21 protein-coding genes and 1 other RNA gene are annotated in these 22,738 nt (G+C 40.6%); 19 read left to right on the forward strand and 3 right to left on the reverse strand.

Annotated elements, in window-relative coordinates:
• The first annotated feature begins 19 nt into the window (after positions 1 to 19).
• From rnpB to I2F76_RS09795, 3 genes are all read left to right on the forward strand, one after another.
• Positions 20 to 385: RNase P RNA component class B (gene rnpB, locus I2F76_RS09785), an RNA gene on the forward strand.
• A 66-nt stretch (positions 386 to 451) separates the two neighbouring features.
• Positions 452 to 1,609 carry a THUMP domain-containing class I SAM-dependent RNA methyltransferase gene (locus tag I2F76_RS09790; RefSeq protein ID WP_023920295.1) on the forward strand — a complete coding sequence of 386 codons (1,158 nt, stop codon included), beginning with the start codon at positions 452 to 454 and terminating at the stop codon, positions 1,607 to 1,609.
• Between the two features lie 11 nt (positions 1,610 to 1,620).
• Positions 1,621 to 3,045, forward strand: a complete 1,425-nt coding sequence (locus I2F76_RS09795; protein ID WP_195487757.1) for a cell division site-positioning protein MapZ family protein — start codon at positions 1,621 to 1,623, stop codon at positions 3,043 to 3,045.
• Between the two features lie 77 nt (positions 3,046 to 3,122).
• Here I2F76_RS09795 and I2F76_RS09800 read toward each other — a convergent pair whose 3' ends face one another.
• Positions 3,123 to 3,605, reverse strand: coding sequence for an S-ribosylhomocysteine lyase (locus I2F76_RS09800; RefSeq protein WP_061455957.1), 483 nt, complete (start codon positions 3,603 to 3,605; stop codon positions 3,123 to 3,125).
• Positions 3,606 to 3,839: 234 nt separating this feature from the next.
• Here I2F76_RS09800 and I2F76_RS09805 point away from each other — a divergent pair, with 234 nt between their 5' ends.
• The 13 genes from I2F76_RS09805 (at position 3,840) to I2F76_RS09865 (ending at position 18,143) form a co-directional block, all read left to right on the forward strand.
• Positions 3,840 to 5,447, forward strand: a complete 1,608-nt coding sequence (locus I2F76_RS09805; protein WP_195487758.1) for a ribonuclease Y — start codon at positions 3,840 to 3,842, stop codon at positions 5,445 to 5,447.
• A gap of 106 nt (positions 5,448 to 5,553) precedes the next feature.
• Positions 5,554 to 6,186 (forward strand): guanylate kinase, encoded by a 633-nt coding sequence (gmk, locus tag I2F76_RS09810; protein ID WP_003003905.1) that lies wholly within the window; start codon positions 5,554 to 5,556, stop codon positions 6,184 to 6,186.
• A 25-nt stretch (positions 6,187 to 6,211) separates the two neighbouring features.
• Positions 6,212 to 6,526 carry a DNA-directed RNA polymerase subunit omega gene (gene rpoZ, locus I2F76_RS09815; protein WP_003010339.1) on the forward strand — a complete coding sequence of 105 codons (315 nt, stop codon included), beginning with the start codon at positions 6,212 to 6,214 and terminating at the stop codon, positions 6,524 to 6,526.
• A 63-nt stretch (positions 6,527 to 6,589) separates the two neighbouring features.
• Positions 6,590 to 8,998 (forward strand): primosomal protein N', encoded by a 2,409-nt coding sequence (locus I2F76_RS09820; protein ID WP_195487759.1) that lies wholly within the window; start codon positions 6,590 to 6,592, stop codon positions 8,996 to 8,998.
• Between the two features lie 11 nt (positions 8,999 to 9,009).
• The gene (fmt, locus tag I2F76_RS09825; protein WP_195487760.1) at positions 9,010 to 9,945 is read left to right on the forward strand and encodes a methionyl-tRNA formyltransferase; all 936 of its coding nucleotides are present in this window, start codon (positions 9,010 to 9,012) and stop codon (positions 9,943 to 9,945) included.
• Positions 9,935 to 11,248 carry a 16S rRNA (cytosine(967)-C(5))-methyltransferase RsmB gene (gene rsmB, locus I2F76_RS09830; RefSeq protein ID WP_195487761.1) on the forward strand — a complete coding sequence of 438 codons (1,314 nt, stop codon included), beginning with the start codon at positions 9,935 to 9,937 and terminating at the stop codon, positions 11,246 to 11,248. The genes fmt and rsmB overlap by 11 nt, the downstream gene beginning before the upstream one ends.
• A gap of 21 nt (positions 11,249 to 11,269) precedes the next feature.
• Entirely contained in the window at positions 11,270 to 12,010 is a 741-nt protein-coding gene (locus tag I2F76_RS09835) for a Stp1/IreP family PP2C-type Ser/Thr phosphatase (RefSeq protein WP_195487762.1), read from the forward strand.
• A complete protein-coding gene (pknB, locus tag I2F76_RS09840; protein ID WP_195487763.1) occupies positions 12,007 to 13,878 on the forward strand; it encodes a Stk1 family PASTA domain-containing Ser/Thr kinase in 1,872 nt (623 codons plus the stop codon). Before I2F76_RS09835 ends, pknB begins: the two co-directional genes overlap by 4 nt.
• A 116-nt stretch (positions 13,879 to 13,994) precedes the next feature.
• On the forward strand, positions 13,995 to 14,690 hold the full coding sequence (liaF, locus tag I2F76_RS09845; protein ID WP_129299755.1) for a cell wall-active antibiotics response protein LiaF: 696 nt from the start codon (positions 13,995 to 13,997) through the stop codon (positions 14,688 to 14,690).
• Complete coding sequence (locus I2F76_RS09850) at positions 14,687 to 15,703, forward strand: sensor histidine kinase (protein ID WP_195227763.1); 1,017 nt, start codon at positions 14,687 to 14,689, stop codon at positions 15,701 to 15,703. Before liaF ends, I2F76_RS09850 begins: the two co-directional genes overlap by 4 nt.
• Entirely contained in the window at positions 15,700 to 16,332 is a 633-nt protein-coding gene (locus I2F76_RS09855; protein ID WP_061591377.1) for a response regulator transcription factor, read from the forward strand. Before I2F76_RS09850 ends, I2F76_RS09855 begins: the two co-directional genes overlap by 4 nt.
• Before the next feature lie 43 nt (positions 16,333 to 16,375).
• The gene (locus tag I2F76_RS10705) at positions 16,376 to 17,776 is read left to right on the forward strand and encodes a bifunctional Cof-type HAD-IIB family hydrolase/peptidylprolyl isomerase (RefSeq protein ID WP_195487764.1); all 1,401 of its coding nucleotides are present in this window, start codon (positions 16,376 to 16,378) and stop codon (positions 17,774 to 17,776) included.
• A gap of 1 nt (position 17,777) precedes the next feature.
• Positions 17,778 to 18,143: a S1 RNA-binding domain-containing protein gene (locus tag I2F76_RS09865; protein ID WP_195487765.1), complete on the forward strand. Its 366-nt coding sequence runs from the start codon at positions 17,778 to 17,780 to the stop codon at positions 18,141 to 18,143.
• A gap of 50 nt (positions 18,144 to 18,193) precedes the next feature.
• On the opposite strand, the gene cysK is transcribed toward I2F76_RS09865, so the two are convergent.
• Together cysK and I2F76_RS09875 are read right to left on the reverse strand one after the other, a co-directional pair.
• The gene (gene cysK, locus I2F76_RS09870) at positions 18,194 to 19,117 is read right to left on the reverse strand and encodes a cysteine synthase A (protein ID WP_195487766.1); all 924 of its coding nucleotides are present in this window, start codon (positions 19,115 to 19,117) and stop codon (positions 18,194 to 18,196) included.
• A 122-nt stretch (positions 19,118 to 19,239) separates the two neighbouring features.
• Positions 19,240 to 19,881, reverse strand: coding sequence for a YigZ family protein (locus I2F76_RS09875; protein ID WP_195487767.1), 642 nt, complete (start codon positions 19,879 to 19,881; stop codon positions 19,240 to 19,242).
• Positions 19,882 to 19,936: 55 nt separating this feature from the next.
• Here I2F76_RS09875 and I2F76_RS09880 point away from each other — a divergent pair, with 55 nt between their 5' ends.
• From I2F76_RS09880 to hpf, 3 genes are all read left to right on the forward strand, one after another.
• Positions 19,937 to 21,235: a DEAD/DEAH box helicase gene (locus I2F76_RS09880; RefSeq protein ID WP_195487769.1), complete on the forward strand. Its 1,299-nt coding sequence runs from the start codon at positions 19,937 to 19,939 to the stop codon at positions 21,233 to 21,235.
• Entirely contained in the window at positions 21,232 to 21,897 is a 666-nt protein-coding gene (locus I2F76_RS09885) for a ComF family protein (RefSeq protein WP_195487768.1), read from the forward strand. Before I2F76_RS09880 ends, I2F76_RS09885 begins: the two co-directional genes overlap by 4 nt.
• Before the next feature lie 81 nt (positions 21,898 to 21,978).
• The gene (gene hpf, locus I2F76_RS09890) at positions 21,979 to 22,521 is read left to right on the forward strand and encodes a ribosome hibernation-promoting factor, HPF/YfiA family (protein ID WP_049496195.1); all 543 of its coding nucleotides are present in this window, start codon (positions 21,979 to 21,981) and stop codon (positions 22,519 to 22,521) included.
• Positions 22,522 to 22,738 lie beyond the last annotated feature (217 nt).

Consider the following 22,738-nt stretch of genomic DNA (forward strand, 5'->3'; position numbering starts at 1 on the left):
TAATCCCATAGATTGTGCAATTTTTGGATAATCGCGTGAGAAAATACTCTCATGAGGAAAGTCCATGCTAGCACAGGCTGTGATGCCTGTAGTGTTTGTGCTAGGTGAATCCATAAGCCTAGGGACTTGGTATTCAAGTTACGGCGAGTGAAGGAGCTAAGTCTAAGGATAAGCTCTAGTAACTCTGAAAGTGCCACAGTGACGTAGTTTTTAGGGAAACCTAAAAAGTGGAACGCGGTAAACCCCTCAAGCTAGCAACCCAAACTTTGGTCGGGGCATGGAATGCGTGGAAACGAACATAGCATTCTGACTGGAAACAGTAGACAGATGATTATCGAAAGAAATGGTACCTAGTCATTTCTGGAACAAAACATGGCTTATAGAAAATTGCATATAGGTTGATGAGGTGGAGAGAGATCTCAACCTCCTTTTTTAAAGTGATAGGAATAAGATGAAAAAACAATTTGAATTGATTGCAACGGCCGCTGCTGGTATAGAGGCTGTTGTTGGTCGAGAACTACGCGATCTCGGCTACGATTGCCAGGTTGAAAATGGACGGGTTCGATTTCAAGGAGACCGTCGAGCAATCATAGAGACCAATCTCTGGTTGCGCGCGGCTGATCGAGTGAAAATTGTGGTTGGGACTTTTCCAGCCAAAACCTTTGAAGAACTCTTTCAAGGTGTCTTTGCTTTGGATTGGGAAAACTATTTGCCTTTAGGAGCACGTTTTCCTATTTCTAAGGCTAAATGTGTCAAATCAAAACTCCATAATGAACCTAGCGTTCAGGCCATTTCGAAAAAAGCAGTGGTTAAAAAGTTACAAAAACACTATGCCCGACCAGAAGGTGTTCCTCTCATGGAAAATGGGGCAGAGTTCAAGATCGAAGTATCGATCCTTAAAGACCAAGCCACTGTCTTGATTGACACCACTGGTAGTAGCCTCTTCAAACGTGGTTATCGGACTGAAAAAGGGGGAGCCCCTATTAAGGAAAATATGGCAGCAGCAATTCTTCTGCTGTCAAACTGGTATCCAGATAAACCCTTGATTGACCCGACATGTGGTTCTGGAACGTTTTGTATTGAGGCAGCGATGATCGCGAGAAATATGGCACCTGGTTTACGTCGGACCTTTTCTTTTGAAGAATGGAACTGGATGGATGATCGCTTGATTCATGAAGTCCGTCAAGAAGCAAGCAGAAAAATCAATCGCGAGATCGAATTGGATATTATGGGAACCGATATCGATGCACGGATGGTTGAGATTGCCAAAGAAAATGCCCAGAAAGCGGGCGTTAGCAGTGACATTACTTTCAAACAGATGCGAGTCCAAGATCTTCACTCAGATAAGATCAACGGGGTGATTATCTCCAACCCTCCATATGGAGAACGCTTATCCGATGATGAAGGTGTGACGAAATTATATACTGAAATGGGGCACGTATTTGCACCTCTCAAAACCTGGAGTAAATTTATCTTAACCAGTGATGAAGGTTTTGAATCTAAATTCGGTAGTAAAGCAGATAAAAAACGAAAACTTTATAACGGAACCCTAAAAGTTGATCTCTACCAATATTTTGGGGAACGAGTAAAACGGCAGATTAAGGCATAGAAAGGATTTTTATGACAGAGAAGGATAAAAAGCCATTAGAGCAAGAAACAGAATCAATTTTAGAGTTTGAAGATGCTAAAGAGATGACGATTGGGCAGGCCAATCGAAAAGCAGAAGAAATCGAGGCAGGTGTCACTGAAGGTGATAATGTCTTAGACAAATACATCAAACAACACCGAGCAGAAATTGAAGCTGAAAAATACGATACAAAAATTTTGGCCAAAGAAGAATTGGCTAAAGCTGAAGAGTTGGCAGCTACAGAAACAGTTGCTGAAGTAGCTGAAGCAGTGGAGGCGCCGGAAGTGACGGAAACAGTCTTGGAACAAAGGCCTGAAATGGATGCTATCTCAACTGAATTACCTGCTAAGATTAAATTTGGACCCACACCAACTGAACCAATTGTAGAAGCTGAGGAACTTCCTGAGGAAACACCAAGCAATGCGGGCAAACGAATCAAAGCGGTTCTATACTCTGCCTTAGGTCTTGCGATTGTCGGTTCGGCCATTTTTGTGACCTATAACTGGATGCACAGTCGTGGAAAATCTGGTGGTACAACTGTTGTATCGTCTTCATCTAGCAAGTCATCTTCTACTTCTAAATCAAGTAGCAGTGAAACACAGGCTCAAAAATTGGAAGAGTTTACCAAAGCCTACGATGCCTTTTTTGTAGATGAATCAAAAAGTGCTCTTAAAAATGATAAATTCGGAGACTTGGAAAATCTGAAGAAACTGCTGGACAAATTAGAAGGAAGCAGTGATTATAATGCGGCTAAAACAAAATATGAAGACCTTGTGAAGCAAGTTTCTGCCATTCAAAAAGTGAATTCTCAATTTAGTTCTCCAGTCATCAAAGATGGAGTTCTTGATGCAACTGCCAAAGCGAAAAGTGATGCGACCTTTGCAGAAACAAAGACAGGCAATGAAAAATTAGATAGCTTATTGAATGAGGCGGTTGCGCAAGGACGTTCACAACAAGTTGCGACACCGGCACCAGTGACAGGGACAGGTGGTACAGATACTTCTAATGCAACTCCAGCCCCAGCTCAAGCAGCAACGCCTACGGCCCCAGCTGTCAATGCTGCTACAGGTAGTGCAGGAACGGCAAACCCAGGCTATTCAGGGTACGGTCTTCCAAGCGATGGTGTCCCACTTCAGCGGAACTTGAGTCGTGTGCCATATAACCAAGCAGCTATCAATGATGTCAATAACCCAGCTTGGGTATTTGGTGATGGGATCCTTGAAAAAGTATTGAATATTGCTCGTAAACGTGGACATATCACTGGCAATCAATACATTTTAGAGCGTGTCAATATCATTAACGGTAATGGCTATTACAACCTCTTCAAACCAGATGGAACCTATCTCTTTAGTATCAATGCCAAAACGGGTTATTTCGTAGGAAACGGAAAAGGTCATTCAGATGCTCTGGATTATTAATGCTTGATCAGACATCCCCTTTTTGGGAAAAATGACAATAAAAAAGGATGAACCAGAGGTTCATCCTTTTTTTAGTCTTAAACAAGATGACGTTCAAACGGATCGTCAGAAATTCCTTGGTCTAGAATCAAGCGACACCATTCTTTGGCTGAGAAGAGGCTGTGGTCCTTGTAATTTCCACAAGACTCAATGGTTGTGCCTGGGACATCCTCCCAAGTGCTGACTGATGAAATTTCTTCTAAAGATTCTTTAATCACTTTAGCAATTTCCGTACTCGAATGCTGTCCCCACATGATCATATGAAAACCGGTGCGACATCCAAATGGGGAACAATCAATCATACCATCGATGCGTTTGCGAATAAGCATCGCAAGAAGGTGCTCGATCGTGTGGAGCCCTGCAGTTGGAATCGCATTTTCATTGGGTTGCACCAAACGGATATCAAAGTTAGAGATGATGTCTCCTTTGGGTCCAGTTTCTTCCCCAATCAAGCGTACATAGGGAGCCTTCACCGCCGTGTGGTCCAATTCAAAACTTTCAACAATTACTTCTTTTGTCATACTCAAATCCTTCTTTGTTTTTCTTGATTATAGCATAAAAAAACAGATTCAACAAAGTGGAAATAAATGAATTCCTCACAGATGTTCCATGAAAGAAAAGACGATAAAAGAATAAGCGTTAAGCAAAAATATAAAAGGTTTTTCCTGTTTTTTTAGATTGTTAATTTTAGTAATTTATGGTAAAATGTAAAAGAATTTTTAATTCAACTAATTAAATAGATTTGGGGTAAAAGCATGAATTTTGTTATTACAGGTGTTTTTGCCGCGGTCATTGGTTTAGTCATTGGATATGTGGGAACTGCTCTTAAAATGAAAGCTTCAAAAGAAGCTGCGGAACTCACCCTTTTGAATGCTGAACAAGAAGCAACGAATTTACGTGGACAGGCTGAACGCGAAGCCGATTTGATTTTAAAAGAGGCGAAGCATGAGTCAAGTTCACTTAAAAAAGAAGCACTTTTGGAGGCAAAGGAAGAAGCCAGAAAATATCGTGAAGAGGTCGATGCTGAGTTTAAGTCAGAACGACAAGAATTGAAGCAATTAGAAAGCCGTTTGGCAGAACGTGCTAGCAATCTTGATCGCAAAGACGACATTTTAACAAGCAAAGAACAGTCTCTTGAACACAAAGAGCAAAGTCTTACAGATAGAACTAAACACATTGATGCGCGTGAACAACAGCTGGAAGAGCTTGAACACAAGAAAGTAGAAGAACTGGAACGTGTCGCTGCTCTAAGTCAAGGAGAAGCGCGTGACATTATTTTGAGTCAGACGGAAGAGCAACTTTCAAAAGAAATTGCCTCACGGATTCGTGATGCTGAATTGGAAGTGAAAGAACGTTCTGATAAAATCGCAAAAGACATTCTCGTGCAAGCTATGCAGCGAATGGCGGGTGATTTTGTTGCTGAGCAAACAAACTCAACCGTTCATTTGCCGGACGATAGTATGAAGGGTCGGATTATCGGTCGTGAAGGTCGCAATATTCGTACCTTTGAGAGTTTGACAGGTGTCGATGTGATTATTGATGATACGCCTGAAGTGGTGACCTTGTCAGGGTTTGATCCGATTCGTCGTGAAATCGCCCGCATGACAATGGAGAGCCTTCTCAAAGATGGTCGGATCCATCCAGCCCGCATCGAAGAGCTGGTTGAGAAGAACCGCCAGGAAATTGACAACCGGATTCGTGAATACGGTGAGGCGGCTGCCTATGAAATCGGTGCGCCAAACCTCCATCCAGATTTGATGAAAATCATGGGACGGTTGCAATTCCGTACTTCTTATGGTCAAAACGTTTTGCGTCACTCCATTGAAGTTGCTAAACTTTCTGGTATTATTGCTAGCGAGTTGGGTGAAAATGCTACCTTGGCACGACGTGCAGGATTCTTACATGATATCGGAAAAGCGATTGACCGTGAAGTGGAAGGAAGTCACGTCGAGATTGGAACTGAATTGGCACGGAAGTACAAGGAACACCCAGTGGTTGTCAATACCATTGCCAGTCACCATGGTGACGTGGAACCAGAAAGTGTCATCGCAGTCATTGTCGCTGCAGCGGATGCCTTGAGTGCAGCTCGACCTGGAGCACGAAGTGAGTCACTTGAAAGCTACATCAAACGCTTGCAAGATCTTGAAGAAATTGCAAATAGTTTTGAAGGAGTTAAGACAAGTTTCGCCCTTCAAGCGGGTCGTGAACTCCGTATTATGGTTAGCCCTGAGGCAATCAAGGATGATAAAGTGACGATCTTAGCTCATGATATTCGTGAGAAGATCGAGTCCAATCTTGAGTATCCTGGAAACATTAAGGTTACCGTGATTCGAGAATTGCGTGCAGTAGATTACGCAAAATAAACAAAAGCTTGAGATCTAGCATCTCAAGCTTTTTTGAATGAAAAAATCAGTTGAAAATTAGGCCGATTTTTGTTACACTAGATAGAAAGACATTGAAGGAGAAATCATGGCGGATCGTGGCTTATTAATCGTATTTTCTGGCCCTTCGGGGGTTGGAAAAGGAACGGTCAGACGAGAAATTTTTGAAAACTCGGACAATCAGTTTCAGTATTCTGTATCGATGACGACGCGTGCACAACGTCCAGGTGAAGTGGATGGTGTCGACTATTTTTTCCGTACACGTGAAGAATTTGAAGATTTGATCCGTCAAGGGCAAATGTTGGAGTACGCTGAGTACGTTGGAAATTACTATGGGACTCCTTTAACCTATGTGAATGAAACCTTGGACAAGGGAATCGATGTATTCCTTGAAATTGAAGTTCAGGGTGCCCTTCAAGTAAAGAAGAAAGTTCCAGATGCAGTTTTTATTTTCTTAACTCCGCCTGATTTGGATGAATTGCAAGATCGATTAGTGGGTCGCGGGACAGATAGTGCAGAAGTTATTGCGCAACGGATTGAAAAAGCAAAAGAAGAAATCGCCATGATGCGTGAATATGACTACGCTATTGTGAACGATGAAGTTCCTCTTGCTGCTGAACGTGTCAAACGTGTGATCGAAGCAGAGCATTTCCGTGTAGACCGTGTCATTGGCCATTATCTGGATATGTTACCAAAAACACAAACTATTGTGAAGAGATAAATAATTAGAAATTAGGTATAGGAATATGATGTTAAAACCTTCTATTGATACATTGCTTGACAAAGTACCATCAAAATATTCATTGGTCATTCTTGAGGCAAAACGGGCCCACGAATTGGAAAGTGGTGCAGTACCAACTCAAGAATTCCAATCAGTTAAATCAACATTACAAGCGCTTGAAGAAATCGAGTCTGGAAACGTAGTTGTTCACCCGGATCCAGAAGCAAAACGTGAAGCGCTTCGTCGTCGGATTGAAGCAGAGCGGATTCGCAAAGAAGAAGAAGAGCGCAAAATTAAGGAACAAATTGCCAAAGAAAAAGAAGATGGTGAAAAAATTTAAGGTTGGGGCTTCTCAATCTTATTTTTTGCTATTTAAAGGGTTCCGTGATAAAGTAAAGCTCATATGATAGAGGCTGGAGGTGAAAAAGTGATAGCAAAAGTCATCGTAGATGTCCCATTGATGCAGACAGATAAACCCTATTCTTATCAGATCCCATCAGAATTTGAGGATATGGTGGAGGCAGGTATGCGAGTTCATGTCCCCTTTGGTAAAGGGAATCGCCTCATTCAAGGAATTGTGGTAGATGTTTTAGAAGAGGCAGACACAAGCGAGGAATTAAAAGCGATTGTGGAGGTCTTGGATTACACTCCGGTCTTAAATCAAGAGCAGTTCTGGTTGGCAGATCAATTACGAAAAAGTGTTTTTTCTTATAAGATCACGATTTTAAAAACCATGCTTCCTTCTCTCCTCAATTCGAGTTATGATAAGATTTTGTATCCTCAACCTTCTTTAGATTCCCCTCTCAAAGTGAAACTTTTTGGTGAAAAAAATGAAGTTTCTTTTTCTTCTCTGGATGCGGCCGATCAAGCCCAAGTGATGCGGTTAGTCAGAAAAGGAGATTTGGTACTCGAATACAAGGCCAAGGATAAGAAACAAATTAAAACAGAAAAATGGTATCGCGTTAACCAGGAAGGATTAAAAGAACTTCAACCATCAGCGAGAGCAAAAAAAAGGCTAGCATTGAAAGAGCACCTGTTATTAGAGCAAGGGGAGCAACCCTTAGCAGGATTGTATCAGGATTTTTCACGAGAAGTAGTGGCCTATTTTATTGATCAGGGTGTTTTAGAAATAACAGAACGAGAAGTGAATCGGGCGGCTGCATATTATGAAGGCAAAGGACAGACCCAGGCTCTGCTTTTAAATTCAGAGCAAGCAAAAGCTGTCGAAACAGTAGTTTCTCAAATTGGGAAATCATCAAAGCCTTTTTTATTAGAAGGTGTGACTGGAAGTGGGAAAACAGAAGTTTATCTGCAGATTATTCAAGAAGTTCTAAATAAGGGGAAAACGGCTATTATGTTGGTTCCTGAGATTTCCCTGACGCCACAGATGACGGATCGTTTTATCTCTCGTTTTGGTCAGGAAGTAGCCATTCTACACTCGGGCTTATCAAATGGTGAGAAGTATGATCAATGGCGAAAAGTTGAACGTGGGGAGGCCAAGGTAGTCGTTGGAGCACGCTCAGCCATCTTTGCTCCCTTAAAAAACATCGGAGCGATTATTATTGATGAGGAGCATGAGGCTTCCTACAAACAAGATAGTAATCCACGCTACCACGCAAGGGAAGTCGCAGTCCTAAGGGCTCAGTACAATCAAGCAGTCTTGCTTCTTGGATCTGCTACTCCAAGTCTAGAATCACGGGCTCGTGCAACAAAAGGAGTTTATGAATTAATTCGTCTCACCCAGCGGGCCAATCCGGCAGCCAAAATTCCAGAAGTTAAAGTCGTTGATTTCCGTGATTATATTGGCCAAAATGAAGCTGGTAACTTCACTCCGGTTCTAGTGGAAGCTATTGCTGATCGCTTGCAGAAAAAAGAACAGGTTGTCTTGATGTTGAACCGCCGTGGTTATTCCAGCTTTGTCATGTGTCGTGAGTGTGGAACTGTAGATACTTGTCCCAATTGTGATATCTCACTGACCCTCCACATGGATACTAAAACCATGAACTGTCATTATTGTGGCTATAGCAAAGCGATTCCTCGACACTGTCCAAATTGCCAAAGTCCTTCCATTCGTTATTATGGGACAGGAACGCAAAAAGCTTATGATGAGTTACAAGAGATCTTTCCTGAGGCTAAAATTCTGCGCATGGATGTGGATACCACTCGAAAAAAAGGGAGCCACGCAGCGATATTAGATGCTTTCGGGAATGGAGAAGCGGATATTTTGTTAGGGACGCAAATGATTGCGAAGGGCTTGGATTTTCCAAATGTGACATTAGTGGGTGTCTTGAATGCGGATACTTCTTTAAATTTACCGGATTATCGATCCTCTGAGAGAACCTTTCAACTCTTGACTCAGGTGGCAGGAAGGGCCGGACGAGCAGAGAAAGAAGGAGAGGTTATCATTCAGAGCTACAACCCCAATCATTATGCGATTCGATTTGCCAAAGACCAAGATTATGAAGGCTTTTTTGCCTATGAAATGCAGATTCGCCGGCAGTTAGGCTATACGCCTTATTACTTCACAGTTGGGTTAACCCTATCCCATAAGAGTGAGGAAATTGTGATGGAGAAGTCACATCAGGTCATGGAAATTCTCCGATCTGGCTTATCTGATCAGGTCCAAATCTTAGGACCAACACCTAAACCAATTGCACGCACACATAATTTGTATCATTATCAAATCATTGTGAAATATCGTTTCGAAGAAGGCATGACACAGGTCTTGAATCAAATCCTAGAATTTACACAAGAAAGAGGCAACCAAGATCTACGTGTCAGTATTGATAATGAACCTCAAAGCTTTATGTAAGGAAGAAAGAAATGACAAAATTAATTTTTATGGGAACGCCTGATTTTTCAGCGACGGTTTTAAAGGGATTGTTAGCAGATTCGCGCTATGAAATTTTGGCAGTTGTGACTCAACCAGACCGCAAAGTAGGTCGCAAAAAAGAGATTCGAATGACCCCGGTGAAGCAGGTAGCTTTGGAACATCAACTACCGGTTCTTCAGCCGGAGAAATTATCGGGTAGTCCAGAAATGGAAACTCTCTTATCACTTGATGCAGATGGAATTGTGACCGCTGCTTTTGGACAATTTTTACCGACAAAATTGTTGGAGAACTTCCAATTTGCGGTGAATGTCCACGCGTCTTTATTGCCTAGATATAGAGGTGGAGCTCCCATTCACTATGCCCTGATCAATGGTGATGAAGAAGCTGGGGTTACAATTATGGAAATGGTCAAGGAAATGGATGCCGGAGACATGATTTCAGCTCGTTCTCTCCCAATTTTAGATGAGGACAATGTGGGAACTTTGTTTGAAAAATTGGCAGTCCTTGGACGTGACTTACTCCTAGATACTTTGCCAGCTTACCTGGCAGGGGAGATCAAGCCAAGTCCACAAGATCCAAGTTTGGTCACATTTTCACCGAATATTTCACCGGAAGAAGAGGTTTTGGACTGGACCAAAACCAATCGCCAAGTCTTTAATCAGATCCGGGGGATGAATCCTTGGCCGGTCGCTCATACGTTATTAAATGGTCAACGCTTCAAAGTCTATGAAGCAGAGCTATGCGAAGGAAATGGAAATCCTGGAGAAGTGATTGGTTTGAGCAAAAAAGAGTTGCTGGTCGCTGCAGGAGAAGGCGCATTGTCCCTCAAAGTTGTGCAGCCGGCAGGAAAACCAAAAATGTCCATCACAGACTTTTTGAATGGCGCTGGCCGTCAATTGAAAGTAGGAGATCACTTTGGAAGTTAAACAAATGAATGCGCGTGAACAGATCGTTCGAGTGTTAGAAGAGGTTTTTGAACAGGGGGCTTATTCTAATATTGCCCTAAATCAAGCGCTAGAACACTCTCAACTTTCAGATAAAGATAGAAGCTTTGTTACGGAAGTTGTATACGGTACTGTAGCACGGAAGATAACACTCGAGTGGTATCTCGCCCACGTAATTGAAGACCGGACGAAATTGGATCCTTGGCTCTATTATCTTTTGATGATGAGTTTGTATCAACTTGTTTATTTAGACCGCATTCCCGATCATGCCATCGTCAATGAAGCTGTTCGGATAGCAAAACGTCGAAAAGAAGGCAGTGAGAAGTTTGTCAATGCTATTCTTAGAAAGCTCCTCCGCGAGGGGCTACCAGCTATTGATACGATCAAGCGAAAGAACAAACGTTATTCGGTAGAGTATTCCCTACCTGTATGGTTGGTCAAAGCATTGATCGAAGAATACGGTGAGGAACGTGCTTGCGCTATTTTTAAGAGTCTCTATCAGCGTAATAAATCCAGTATTCGTGTGATTGATCTAGACGAAAAAGAAGAGTTGGCTCAGCTACTCGAAGCAACCTCCTCTCTACTTGCTCCGTCCGCTCTCGTGAAAGAACAGGGACATTTTGCAGCGCATTCCTTGTTCAAAGAAGGGCGCATTACTATTCAAGACGAGTCCAGTCAATTGGTGGCACCGGCTTTGGATTTGCAAGGAGATGAGTGGGTTTTAGATGCCTGTGCGGCGCCAGGTGGAAAGACGACTCACCTGGCTTCTTATCTCACAACTGGGAAAGTCACAGCCTTGGATCTCTATGACCATAAGCTCAAATTGATTCAAGAAAATGCTAATCGGCTCCATGTTGCGGACAAAATTTTGACAAAGAAGTTAGATGCGACAAAAGTCTTTGAAACATTTGGACCTGATGCTTTCGATAAAATTTTGGTGGATGCGCCTTGTTCCGGGATTGGTTTGATACGGAGAAAGCCTGATATCAAGTACAATAAAGAGAGTGCAGATTTTATATCTTTACAAGCTATTCAATTGGCCATTCTGGATAGTGTTTGTCAAAGTGTGCGTAAAGGTGGTATAATAGTGTACAGTACGTGTACAATTATGGGTAAAGAGAATTTTGAAGTGGTGGACCAATTTTTGAAAAACCATCCAAATTTCGAACAAGTCCCATTGGATCACGAAAGAAAAGATATTCTTAAAAATGATTGTTTCCTTATTACACCCGAATTATATGGAAGCGACGGCTTCTTTATCAGTCGTTTTAAGAGAATCTCATAATATCAGGAGGAAACTGACAGTATGGATATTACGATCTTAACCGATGTAGGTCAAAGACGGACAAATAACCAAGACTATGCAAATCAATATAAAAACAAGGCAGGAAAATCTATGGTTTTACTTGCTGATGGTATGGGAGGACACCGTGCCGGAAATATTGCTAGTGAAATGGCAGTCACAGACCTAGGTGCGGCTTGGGTTTCTTCTGAGATCGAGACGGTTAATCAAGTACGGGAATGGTTTGCAGAACATTTAGAAGCTGTGAACCGTCGGATCCATTTAGCTGGGCAAGATGATGAGCACAAAGGAATGGGAACGACACTGGAAGCTTTGGCTTTTGTAGAAGGACAAGTGATTTATGCCCATGTTGGAGATTCGCGGATTGGCCTCATTCGTCAGGGCGAATACCAGCAGTTGACCAGTGATCATTCTCTTGTAAATGCTCTTTTGCGAGCAGGTCAAATCACAGAGGAAGAAGCAGCCCATCATCCTCAACGTAACATCATCACTCAGTCCATTGGCCAAAAAGATGAGTTGGAGCCGGATTATGGTTTGGTGACGGTTGAAGCAGATGATTATATTTTGATCAATAGTGACGGTTTAACTAATATGATTGGCCCGGATGAAATCAGAGATATTGTCTTGAGTGATGTTTCACTGGACGAAAAAGCTCAAACCTTGATTCGTTTTGCCAATAATGCTGGAGGCTTGGATAATATCACTGTTGTACTGCTCCACTTTACTGAGGAGGACGCAGCATGATTCAAATCGGCAAAATTTTTGCCGGGCGATATAAAATCATCCAACAAATTGGACGCGGCGGGATGGCAGATGTTTATCTTGCGCGTGATTTGATTTTAGATGGGGAAGAAGTTGCAGTCAAGGTACTGCGTACGAATTACCAGACGGATCCCATTGCAGTTGCGCGTTTTCAGCGTGAAGCAAAGGCGATGGCAGAGCTGGACCATCCAAATATCGTTCGGATTACAGACATTGGCGAAGAAGAAGGACAACAATACCTTGCAATGGAATATGTTGCAGGTTTAGACTTGAAACGCTATATCAAAGAAAATGCTCCTTTATCAAATGAAGAAGCTGTTCGTTTGATGGGACAGATTCTTCTAGCTATGCGTCTTGCCCATACGCGTGGCATTATCCATAGAGATTTAAAACCACAGAATGTCCTCTTGACACCAGATGGAACAGCAAAAGTTTCAGACTTTGGGATTGCAGTGGCCTTTGCAGAGACTAGCTTGACCCAGACCAACTCAATGTTGGGATCGGTTCATTATTTGTCCCCTGAGCAGGCACGTGGTTCAAAAGCAACGGTTCAAAGTGATATCTATGCGATGGGGATCATTTTCTATGAGATGTTGACGGGACACATCCCTTATGATGGAGATAGTGCAGTCACCATCGCCTTGCAACATTTTCAAAAGCCACTCCCTTCTATTCGGGAGGAAAATAAGAATGTTCCACAAGCCTTAGAAAATGTAGTGATCAAAGCGACAGCTAAAAAACTGACAGATCGCTATAAATCAGTGGCAGAGATGTATGTGGATCTTTCAAGTTGCTTGTCCTATGAGAGAAGAAATGAGAAAAAACTGGTTTTTGAAGACCAAGTAAAAGCCGATACGAAGACTCTTCCAAAAATGAGTCCAACTCCAAAGACAGCTCCTGTTCCAATCTCTGAGGTTCGTAGTGAAATTAGTTCGGTAGATCCTAATCGACCATTATCTGACCAGCAGACCATGGCACCAAGTAAAAAGCCAAGAAGACGTTTGCGGGCGCGCTACAAGGTCTTGTTTGTTGCTATTGCCCTAGTTCTTGCTGCCTTTACTTTCTTGTTGTATATGAGCCCAGCCAATAAAACCGTTCCAGATGTTTCCGGCAAAACCATTGCCGAAGCTAGAGCGGTTATTGAGGGACAAGACCTTCAAGTCGGTGAAGAGAAAGAAGAGTACAGTGATTCGGTTGCAGAAGGCTATGTCATTCGAACCAATCCAAATGCAGGTGCTCAAAAGAAAGAACAAAGTCGCATTGATTTGATTGTTTCAAAAGGTCCAAATAGTTTTGAAATGCCAAACTATGTAGGAGAAACACGAGCTAAAGCAGAGGAAGATCTGAAAAATACTTATAAAGTATCAAGCAAAATGATCACGATTGAAGAAGTTGAGACCTTCGATTATGCTGCAGGGACAGTTCTTGAACAAACCCCAGCTCCAGGAGAGCAATATTCTCTGAATTCAAAAACCAAGATTGTTTTGAAAGTAGCGAAAGAAACGACTTCAATTGAAATGCCAAACTATGTTGGATCAACTTATGATTTTGCTAGAAGTAATTTGATTGAGATCTATGGTATTAAAGAAGCCAATATCGAATTAAGAAAAACAGAACATCTCCCTGATGGGGTAGTTGTTTCTGCCGGTCAAATTGTTAGTCAAACTCCAGAAGTTTCGAGTACGGTGGATATTAACCGAACACGAATTGTTTTGACTGTATATGAGCCTAAAGTGACAGCTTCTTCAAGTACGAAAGCCTCATCAAGTTCTGATACATCTAGTTCATCCTCTGGTGAACGATCAGATACAGAAAGTTCTAGCAGTAGTGCAACTGGTGGAGATTCATAAATCAGTCTAAGACTCAGATGGATTTCTGAGTCTTTTTGATTGTCTGCGTTTATCCAACCACAGACGGAAGTCAAATGAGGAAAAATTTGATAAAATAGGAAAAGATGAGGTAGACTATGTGGAAAATACAAATTTTTATTTTCGTTGAAGCCGTTTTGTTAACATTAGCAGCTATCACCATTTTATCAATCGATTTTTCCAGATTTGTTGTCTTGATGGTTCTCTTTTTGCTCCTTTTGTATTACTATTTTGGCAAACAAAAAGCAAATTTTCTATTAATCGCGCTGAGTGTGCTCTTGTTTTTTATCGTGATGCTGAATCCTTTTGTGATTGCAGCCATTTTATTTGCGGTGGTTTATGGTTTATTGATTGCCTACCCTTATATGTATAAGGAAAATGAAGCCGTTGTGTTTGATGTTGAAGAGGATACGAAAATTCGTCAGGAAAAAACTCGATGGATTGGTGATTTACAACATTTTTCAAAGCAAAGTCGAGGGTATCGAGATCTGAATGTGATCCGAGTTTTTGGGAATGACACCCTCCATTTAGAGGAGGTAGCCATTTGCAATTGGGACAATGTAGTGATCATTCGGAAAGGGTTTGGAAATACAAAAATTATCTTACCGATTGATTTGGAATTGCATTTACAAATTAACACCCTGTATGGAGATCTGAAGTTTTTGGATCTTCCTGTCCGTAAAATGAGGAATGAAACCATAGACATTGAAACGGCACACTATCGGAGATCGCACCGTTCTATAAAAATTGTGTTAGTTGGTATTGTTGGGGGTGTTGAGGTGATTCGCGCATGAAGAAATTAGACTATCTCCTATTGTATTTCTATTCCCTAATGGTGGTTGCGGTCATTTGTCATACCATTTTCCATTTTGTTGGTTTTCAGTGGGGCAAACTTCTCTCAGATCTTTCCTTGCTTCAGTCATTCCTATTTTTGGTTTTTAGTCTGACGCTTGCATTGACGGCTTTGGTTGTCTTAATTATCAAAATCACGCAATTTGTAACAGTTCATGCAGTACAACAAAAGGTAGAATCTATCCTGACTGCTTCACAGCGAAAAGAAATTGCCCCCAAAGAATTGAATCAACAGTTAGATTTATTGGACAGCAAATTACTTCGACTAGAAGAAAATTTACAAAAGAGTGAAAATCGTGTGATGCGAAATGAAGAAGAAATTGTGGAAATCGAGCGTAAGAGAATTGCGCGTGATCTACATGATACGGTTAGTCAAGAATTGTTTGCAGCCAATATGATTTTATCTGGAGTGGCAGCACGGGCTCTTGAGTTAGAGAAAAGTCAGATCCAGCAGCAACTAAATGGTGTGTCAGATATTCTAGGTACAGCCCAAAATGATTTACGCGTCTTGCTCCTACATCTTCGTCCTACAGAATTGGAAGGAAAAAGTTTGGTAGAAGGGATGGAGATGATTTTTAGAGAATTGAAGGAAAAGAGTAACCTAGCAGTTGTCTTCCATCATAATGACGTGAGCATTCCAAAAGAAATGGAAGAACATCTATTTCGGATCGTCCAAGAAATTGTCAGCAATACCTTGAAACACGCTAGAGCTCAACAAATGGATGTCTTTTTGCATCAGGAAGGAAAACAACTTCATTTACGGATGGTAGATGATGGAATCGGATTTGAGCAGGAAAAATTGGAACGATTGAGTTATGGGTTGAAAAATATTCAAGAACGTGTAGAAGACATGGCGGGAACCATTAAAATAAGAACGAGTCCTCAAAAGGGAGTGGCTGTAGATATTCGTGTTCCCCTCCTTGTAAAAGATAAAAATGAAAAGGAAACTGTATGAAAGTATTATTAGTAGATGATCATGAAATGGTCCGATTGGGATTGAAAAGCTTTTTGTCCATGCAAACCGATATTGAGCAAGTCTTAGAGGCACAAAATGGGCAAGAAGGCGTGGAGTTGGCGCTGAAAGAAAGACCAGACGTCATCATCATGGATATTGTGATGCCAGAGCTAAATGGTATCGATGCAACTCTAGCCATCCTAAAAGAGTGGCCGGAAGCTAAAATTGTCATTTTGACGTCTTATTTAGATAACGAAAAGATTTACCCAGTCTTAGATGCAGGTGCAAAAGGGTATATTTTAAAGACCTCGTCAGCAACTGAGATCTTACAGGCTGTCAGAAAGGTTGCAAAGGGAGAATTTGCAATTGAGACAGAAGTTAGTCAAAAGGTTGAGTCACGAAAGAATCATGCTGAATTGCATGATGATTTGACAGCTAGAGAACGAGATATTCTAGCTTTATTGACGAAAGGATATGAAAATCAACGAATAGCAGATGAACTCTTCATTTCTTTAAAAACAGTGAAGACCCATGTCTCCAACATCTTATCCAAATTAGAAGTCAGTGATCGGACGCAAGCAGTCGTCTATGCCTTCCGACACCATCTGGTGAATCAAGAAGATTTTTAAAGGGAAACATGCTATAATAGAGCATGATCATAGGGGGAGACAAGTGGACGCAAAATTACGTTATAAAGCCAAAAAAGTTAAAATCGTCTTTTTTGATATTGATGATACATTACGTGCAAAAGAAACTGGATTGATCCCAGAATCTGTCAAAGAAGTCTTTCATCAATTGAAAGAAAAAGGAATCCGAACAGGGATTGCAACGGGTAGAGGGATTTTTGGGGTTGTTCCTGAAATCATGGACTTAAAGCCTGATTTTCTAGTAACCTTAAACGGTGCCTATATAGAAGATACAAAAGGAACTGTGATCTACCAATCACCAATCAATGAAGCAATCGTTTCTTCTTTTGTGGATTGGGCCAAAGAATCCGAGATTGATTATGGGTTAGTAGCTAGTCATCAAGCTTCCCTGTCTAATCGGACACCCTTGATCAGTGATGCTATTGACATCATTTATCCAAACTTACCAGTAGATCCAGACCTGCATTTGAAAGAACCTATTTTCCAAATGTGGACCTTTGATGAACAGGATAGTGAGCTAGAGTTGCCCCCTTCTTTGCAAGAGAACTTGCGCCTAGTTTCGTGGCATCCCCATTCGTCAGATGTTGTTCGCTTTGAAGCTTCAAAAGCTTCAGGAGTTTCTCATCTTGTAAATCATTTGGGCTTGAAGCCAGAGAATGTTTTAGTATTTGGGGATGGATTAAATGATCTAGAACTGTTTGATTACGCTGGAATTAGTATCGCAATGGGAAAATCTGCCCCAGAGTTACAAGAAAAAGCTGATTATATCACTAAGAATTTAGAAGAAGATGGCATATTCTATGCCTTAGAGGAGTTAAATATGGTTGAAAAAGAATTGACATTACCACAGTTAGAACTTGCTACGGTTGACGGTCCTGTCGCTGTGATCAAAACCAATCACGGTGAGATGAACATTCAATTGTTCCCGGATCAAGCGCCAAAAACAGTTGCAAACTTTGTAGCTCTTGCTAAGTCTGGCTATTATGATGGTGTCATTTTCCATCGAATTATTAAAGATTTTATGATCCAAGGGGGAGATCCAACAGGCACAGGTATGGGTGGTGAATCCATCTATGGGGAGAGCTTCGAAGACGAGTTTTCAAAAGAATTGTACAATATTCGCGGAGCCCTTTCGATGGCAAATGCTGGACCAAACACAAATGGCAGCCAATTCTTTATTGTACAAAATCAACATCTTCCATATTCGAAAAAGGAATTGGTCCGCGGTGGCTGGCCTGAAAAAATCGCAGAAATCTATACGACAGAAGGGGGAACTCCTCACCTAGATCAACGTCATACAGTATTTGGTCAATTGATGGATGAAGCTTCTTTTGCTGTGTTGGATGATATCGCGGCTGTTGAGACAGGGATGATGGATAAGCCAGTAGAAGATGTCGTGATTGAAACCATCGAAATTGAGGACTAATATGAAAATTGGAGATAAGTTAGAAGGGACCATTACAGGCATTCAACCTTATGGCGCCTTTGTCGAACTGGAGTCGGGTGTGATGGGCTTGATTCATATCTCAGAGATTAGAAGTGGTTATGTAAGTAATATTCAGGATATTCTGTCGATTGGGGAGAAGGTCTTTGTCCAAGTCATCGATGTTGATGAATATTCTAAGAAAGCTAGCCTCTCTCTGAGAACACTAGAAGAAACACCACAACGAAGCATTCGACACCATCGTTTTTCAAATGACCGCCATAAGAGTGGTTTTGCGCCCTTAGCTCAACAGATGCCGACCTGGGTCAAAGAAGGAAAGGTATTCTTTAGCAAACAAGAAAAAAAATAAAAACTTCGATAGGTTGATGAAACCTACCGAAGTTTTTTTAATATAGAGAATTATTCAAATTCGTAAAGGGTAGTAGAAAGGTAACGTTCTCCATTATCTGGTGCAAGAGCAAGAACTTTTTTACCGCTTCCCAATTCTTTTGCGACTTCAATAGCAGCATAGATAGCAGCTGCGCTTGAGATACCGACTAAGAATCCTTCAGCACCACCAATAGCGCGTGCAAGTTCGAAAGCTTCTTCTGAAGATACGCGACGAACACCATCATATGCATTAGTGTCTAAAGTATTTGGGATAAAACCAGCTGAAATCCCTTGAATTTTATGTGGTCCAGGTTTTTCGCCAGAAAGGACTGCAGATTCATTGGCCTCAACGGCATAGACTTTGACAGCAGGATTATTCTTTTTCAAAGTATGAGAAATACCAGAAACAGTACCACCAGTACCAACACCTGCGACAAAAGCATCTAAACCATCTTTTCCAAAGGCATCAACGATTTCTTGTCCTGTTGTTCTTTCATGTACCTCTGGGTTAGCAGGGTTTTCAAATTGAAGAGGAAGGAAGCCATTTCTTTCTGCAGCGATTGCTTCAGCTTTAGCGATAGCGCCTTTCATTCCTTCACTTCCAGGAGTCAAAACGAGTTCAGCTCCATAGGCTTGGATGATTTTACGACGTTCCACACTCATGGTTTCAGGCATGACAATCACAACTTTGTAGCCTTTAGCTGCGCCAACCCATGACAAGCCAATCCCTGTGTTCCCACTAGTTGCTTCGACAATGGTATCACCTGGTTTGATCAAGCCATCCGCTTCAGCTTTTTCAATCATGCTCAAAGCAATCCGGTCTTTAACAGATGATCCAGGATTGAAAGCTTCGAGTTTGACATAGACATCTGCAGCTCCTTCAGGAACAAGACGGTTCAATTTGACAATCGGAGTGTTCCCAATCAGTTCTGTAATATTTTCATAAATAGTCATAATATACCTCAGTTCTAGGTTTTCTTGATACTAACAAGTATAGTCCCTTGCGGGAAGAATGTAAAATATAGAAATTTTATGGGTGTGATAAAAAAAAACTATCGTTGCCGATAGTATTTTAATTATTTTTCTACAGAAAATAGGGGTACTTCAACCTCACGAATTCCTTGATCCTCAATAATGACTTTGCCATTGTAAAATTCGACTAAAGCTGCTGTGATAGAGTTTGTGTTTTCTTTATCTACAAAAATAGTTGTCATTACCTGATCTGTAAACATCGGATCTTGTTCCGCCAATTGATGGTCTTTTAAGAAATTAGCAAATTCTTGGTATTGGGAGTAAGAAAGTGTGATCCCAAGAATCACTTGCTCTTTGATTTCTACCAGTCCAATTTCTCGAACTGCTTGTGCAACACTTCCAGCATAAGCACGAATCAGACCGCCAGCGCCTAATTTAATACCTCCGAAATAGCGGGTAACCACGACACAACTATTAGTGATGCGATGATTCTCCAAAACTCCTAACATCGGTACCCCAGCGGTTCCACTAGGCTCTCCATCGTCACTGGTCCGTTTGATGTCACTTTGTTCCCCAATGATGAAAGCAGAGCAGTTATGTGTAGCCTTATAGTGTTCCTTTTTGATGGCATTGATAAAATCTCTAGCTTCCTCTTCAGAGGAGACTCGCTTGACATGACAAATGAATTTTGATTTTTTGATTTCTTCTTGAACAGTGCCGTTCTCTTTAAATGTAACATATTCCATATTCTTATTTTACAAAAAAAGAATGATTTTCTCCAACTTTTGCGAATTAATAAGTATGAAGATAGAAGAATCTTATGGAAGACTCTTAACGGAGAGTCAAATGACAAATGATTTAAAAGAAATTGCCCAAGAACTTCCCGCTATAGAAAAACAGAATGGAAGGTACCAATGCTTTCGATGTGGCAGTTTGATTGATCAAAAACTTTGGAAGTTGAGTGAGGAGGTGCTGTATTGTAGAGCCTGTATCCAATTGGGAAGGATCCGGAGTGATCAAAAACTTTATGCTATTGCACAGAAGGACTTTGAAGGACAGGAGGTGTTAAACTGGAAGGGAACCTTGACTTCCTATCAACAAGAGGTATCTGAAGGACTTATCCAAGCAGTTAAAGCAGGAAAACATGCCTTGGTACATGCTGTGACAGGAGCTGGAAAAACAGAAATGATGTATCAGGTTGTAGCAACAGCGATCAAGGCAGGAAAAGCAGTCTGTATTGCTACCCCAAGAATCGATGTCTGTATAGAATTGTACGGAAGAATGAAGGAAGATTTTTCCTGCCCCATCTCTTTGCTTCATGGAGAATCGGAACCCTATTTTAGAACACCCTTGGTGATCGCTACAACCCACCAATTGCTAAAGTTTTATCAGGCCTTTGATCTCCTTATTATAGATGAAGTAGATGCTTTTCCCTATGTAGACAATCCAATCTTATATAAAGCAGCTCAGAATGCAATAAAAAAAGAGGGGAATACCCTATATTTAACAGCAACCTCTACAGATGAGTTAGATAAAAAGGTCAAGAAAAAAGAAATCATTCGTTATAGTCTTCCAAGAAGATTTCATGGGAACCCACTAGTGGTCCCTGAAATAAAATGGGTGCCGAAAATTAGAGAAAAAATAGAAAAAGGAAGAATCCCTTACCAACTATTGCAACTGATCAAGAAGCAAAGACAGACTCACTACCCATTGTTAATCTTTGTATCTGAAATTGAATTAGGACAACAATTTAAAGAGAATATAAAAAAATACTTTCCGAAAGAAAAAGTAGGTTTTGTATCCTCTCAGACACAGGATCGCTTGAGAATTGTAGAAGAATTTAGAAATAAAGAAAAAACAATACTAGTCTCAACTACCATTCTAGAAAGAGGAGTGACCTTTCCGCTTGTAGATGTTTTTGTTTTAGAAAGCAACCATCGCTTGTTTACGAAAAGCGCCCTTGTACAAATCTCAGGAAGAGTTGGACGTAGCAAAGAAAGAACAACAGGCCAATTGCTCTTTTTATCAGATGGAATAACAAAAGAAATGAAAAAAGCAATCAAGGAAATAAAACAAATGAATCAGGAGGCTGGATTTTGAAAGAATGTCTGCTTTGTAATAAAGAGTTAAAAACTAGTGAACATTTCACAGATCTTATTTTTATAAATCAACAAGAAAAATGGATTTGTAAAGAATGCAAAGAAAACTTCGAACAAATTGGCGAAATTCATTGTCCTAGGTGCTTTAAATATAAGGAGGAGAAAGTATGTAAAGATTGTGAGTTCTGGGAAGACAAAGGGAATACTGTTCAACATGAAGCTTTATATAGATATAATGGAGCAATGAAAGACTATTTCAAACGATATAAATTTGAAGGAGATCGTTTGTTAGGAATGGTATTTGCAAGTGACATCAAAAAAGCGTTGAAAAAGTATAAAAACTATACAATAATACCAACTCCAATTAGCCATGAAAAAAAGCAGGAGAGAGGATTCAATCAAGTCTCGACAATACTTGATTTTGCAGAAATAAAGTACAGCCCTCTATTTCAAAAAGAAGACAGCTTGGCACAATCAAAAAAAACAAGAGAAGAAAGATTAAAAACCTCTCAACACTTTCAATTAACAGAAGAAGTTCCAGAAAAGCGAAAGTATCTTATCTTCGATGATATTTACACAACTGGCAAAACAATCGAATTAATGAAGCGCCTGTTAATTGAAAAAGGTGTGAAAGAAATAAAGACATTTTCAATCGCGAGATAAAAAAAGATTTGCAAAAAAATTATGAAAGCGTTATAATATACATATAAATAAAAACATAATGTTTAGAAAGTAGGTACTAATATGATTAAATATAGTATCCGTGGTGAAAACCTAGAAGTAACAGAAGCCATTCGCGACTATGTCGTTTCTAAACTCGAAAAGATTGAAAAATATTTTCAGGCAGATCAAGAGCTAGACGCTCGTGTAAACTTAAAAGTTTACCGTGAAAAGACCGCAAAAGTAGAAGTAACCATTCCACTTGGATCTATTACACTTCGTGCAGAAGATGTGTCTCAGGATATGTACGGTTCAATTGACCTGGTTGTAGATAAAATTGAACGTCAAATTCGTAAGAATAAAACAAAAATCGAAAAGAAAAATCGTATTAAGTCTGGTGCAGGTAAGTTATTTACCGATGCAGTTGTAGAAGAAGCAACAACCACAGAAAAAGTTGTTCGCTCAAAAACAATTGATCTAGAACCAATGGATTTAGATGAAGCTATTCTTCAAATGGATCTATTAGCACACGACTTCTTCATTTATCGTGATGTGGAAGACAACACAACTAATGTTATCTACCGTAGAGAAGATGGAGATATTGGTCTATTGGAAGTAAAAGAATAGAGATTAAAAACATCAATTAAATTATAGAAGGATCAGGAGCAATTTTGCTCCTGATTTTTTAGATAACCCAAAAGAGTAAGAATATTTTTTAAGAAAATAAAATTTTTTTGAAAAAAAGTGTTGACAGTAAGGCCAGGTCATGATATACTAATATAGTTGTCGCGCGAGAGCGACAAAGACCTTTGAAAACTGAACAAGACGAACCAATGTGCAGGGC

Source organism: Streptococcus parasanguinis (genome assembly GCF_015557775.1).
GTDB lineage: Bacteria > Bacillota > Bacilli > Lactobacillales > Streptococcaceae > Streptococcus > Streptococcus parasanguinis_AA.

Bases quoted from the DNA above. Each gene is read 5' to 3' on its own strand.
- I2F76_RS09790 (WP_023920295.1), top strand. From the start codon at position 452: ATGAAAAAACAATTTGAATTGATTGCAACGGCCGCTGCTGGTATAGAG.
- I2F76_RS09795 (WP_195487757.1), top strand. From the start codon at position 1,621: ATGACAGAGAAGGATAAAAAGCCATTAGAGCAAGAAACAGAATCAATT.
- I2F76_RS09800 (WP_061455957.1), bottom strand. From the start codon at position 3,605: ATGACAAAAGAAGTAATTGTTGAAAGTTTTGAATTGGACCACACGGCG.
- I2F76_RS09805 (WP_195487758.1), top strand. From the start codon at position 3,840: ATGAATTTTGTTATTACAGGTGTTTTTGCCGCGGTCATTGGTTTAGTC.
- gmk (WP_003003905.1), top strand. From the start codon at position 5,554: ATGGCGGATCGTGGCTTATTAATCGTATTTTCTGGCCCTTCGGGGGTT.
- rpoZ (WP_003010339.1), top strand. From the start codon at position 6,212: ATGATGTTAAAACCTTCTATTGATACATTGCTTGACAAAGTACCATCA.
- I2F76_RS09820 (WP_195487759.1), top strand. From the start codon at position 6,590: ATGATAGAGGCTGGAGGTGAAAAAGTGATAGCAAAAGTCATCGTAGAT.
- fmt (WP_195487760.1), top strand. From the start codon at position 9,010: ATGACAAAATTAATTTTTATGGGAACGCCTGATTTTTCAGCGACGGTT.
- I2F76_RS09835 (WP_195487762.1), top strand. From the start codon at position 11,270: ATGGATATTACGATCTTAACCGATGTAGGTCAAAGACGGACAAATAAC.
- pknB (WP_195487763.1), top strand. From the start codon at position 12,007: ATGATTCAAATCGGCAAAATTTTTGCCGGGCGATATAAAATCATCCAA.
- liaF (WP_129299755.1), top strand. From the start codon at position 13,995: ATGTGGAAAATACAAATTTTTATTTTCGTTGAAGCCGTTTTGTTAACA.
- I2F76_RS09850 (WP_195227763.1), top strand. From the start codon at position 14,687: ATGAAGAAATTAGACTATCTCCTATTGTATTTCTATTCCCTAATGGTG.
- I2F76_RS09855 (WP_061591377.1), top strand. From the start codon at position 15,700: ATGAAAGTATTATTAGTAGATGATCATGAAATGGTCCGATTGGGATTG.
- I2F76_RS09865 (WP_195487765.1), top strand. From the start codon at position 17,778: ATGAAAATTGGAGATAAGTTAGAAGGGACCATTACAGGCATTCAACCT.
- cysK (WP_195487766.1), bottom strand. From the start codon at position 19,117: ATGACTATTTATGAAAATATTACAGAACTGATTGGGAACACTCCGATT.
- I2F76_RS09875 (WP_195487767.1), bottom strand. From the start codon at position 19,881: ATGGAATATGTTACATTTAAAGAGAACGGCACTGTTCAAGAAGAAATC.
- I2F76_RS09880 (WP_195487769.1), top strand. From the start codon at position 19,937: ATGAAGATAGAAGAATCTTATGGAAGACTCTTAACGGAGAGTCAAATG.
- hpf (WP_049496195.1), top strand. From the start codon at position 21,979: ATGATTAAATATAGTATCCGTGGTGAAAACCTAGAAGTAACAGAAGCC.